Source organism: Spiroplasma sp. ChiS (assembly GCF_002968355.1).
Lineage (GTDB): Bacteria > Bacillota_I > Bacilli_A > Mycoplasmatales > Mycoplasmataceae > Spiroplasma > Spiroplasma citri.
Map to the genome: position 1 here is coordinate 1 of NZ_PUUH01000093.1, position 1,651 is coordinate 1,651.

A 1,651-nucleotide genomic window follows, 5' to 3' on the forward strand; every position below is an offset into this window, starting at 1 on the left:
CAACGATAAATCGTAAAATTAATATTTGGTTAATATTTGGAATAGGTAAAGGACTATCTCATTTTTTATTTACCATCATTACCTTTTAATAAAATAAAATTATCAAAATTAATTCTAATTTCATTATTAGAATTAAAAAAATTAACAATTTTATAATTTCCAAAATTAAAAATAACTGAATATCATTTATTATTTATATTTTCAATTTCTTTTCAATTTCATTACTATAATTATTTTTACCAATTAATTTTCAATTACTATCTTTTGGTGGTTGTTGTGGATTATATGATGGTTTTGGTTTATTATCTCCTTCCCCGTTTTCATTATTATTTGGTTTTTGACAACTAATTAATGATGTTGTACTTGTTGCGGTTAATCCGATTGCTCCTATTATGTTAAGTCATTTTTTCATATAGATTGCTCCTTTTTATTTTTTTATATATAATTGGTTTTATCACATATCAATTATATATCAATTATTCGTATTAAATATTAATTTTATATATTTTTGATGGTAGGTGTAAATTAATGAAATATATTATTAATAATTTTAATTTGTTTGATTTACAAGCAAAATTAAAGAGTTTTTTAAGTAAAAATTATAAAAATAAATATTATAAAAGAATAAAACAAAAAATATTTTCATATATTAATTTGTGTAATGATTATTATAATGGTAATTTTTTGTTGAAAGATTTAATTAAAAAATATTTTAAAAATAAGTTTTCAACTTTTTATTATTGAGCGAATAAAATTTTAATTGCATATAAAAATAATGATTTTGCTGAATTATTATTAAAGTCAACAATTCCTAATAATATTAATTATCAATATAGTGATGATATTCGCAAAATTATTTGTGATTTATATTTTGAATATTGTAATAAACATGCTGGTGGTGTTTTATCTTTGTTTTATAATTTWAAAAAAGGAATTCATGGAGAAGAATTAAAAAATAAAGCACCAAAAAATTTRAAAACATTTTTTCGTTGACTTAAAAAAGATGAAAGATGATTAAAAATAAAAAATAAAATTAAAGAAATTAAAAAACAACATCCAAGATATGAAGTTAAAGAAATAGGTTTGTTACAGATGGACGCTAAATATTTTGTACCAAGTAAATTTCCAGTTGATAAAAAGTATTATGTTTATGATTTTATTGATGAAAAAACAAGATTAGCATTAGGATATGTTTATGATAAATTAAGTACTGATAATGCTATTGATRCTGTTAAAAAAGCAATTAGTGATTTTAAAAATATATTTGGTATTATAATAAMACGGATTAGAACTGATAACGGTTCTGAATTTATTAATAATTATCGTAATAATCAAAAAATTAGTGTTAAAAAGACTAATTTTACTCAATTTTTAAYAGATAAAAATATTTTGCATCAAACAACACCAGTTCGCTCTCCACAGTCAAACGGTAAGATTGAAAGATTTCATCAAAATTATACTAAATTATTTKTATTTGAAGAAAAAATATTAAATGCAGTTAGTTTACAGAATAAATTAAATGATTATTATTATTTTTATAATTTTGAAAGAGTACATAAGTCTTTAAATTTTCAGACACCATTTAATTTTTTGAATAGTTTAAGTTTAATTAAATAATTTTAAATTATTAAGTTTTTGTGTTTAAACTAAA

General features: G+C 19.1%; 2 protein-coding genes. One reads left to right on the plus strand and one right to left on the minus strand.

Annotated elements, in window-relative coordinates:
- Positions 1 to 193: 193 nt before the first annotated feature.
- Positions 194 to 412, minus strand: coding sequence for a lipoprotein (locus C6B38_RS03520; RefSeq protein WP_105298682.1), 219 nt, complete (start codon positions 410 to 412; stop codon positions 194 to 196).
- A gap of 116 nt (positions 413 to 528) precedes the next feature.
- On the opposite strand from C6B38_RS03520, the gene C6B38_RS03525 reads away from it, so the two are divergent.
- A complete protein-coding gene (locus tag C6B38_RS03525) occupies positions 529 to 1,617 on the plus strand; it encodes a DDE-type integrase/transposase/recombinase (protein WP_105298683.1) in 1,089 nt (362 codons plus the stop codon).
- Positions 1,618 to 1,651 lie beyond the last annotated feature (34 nt).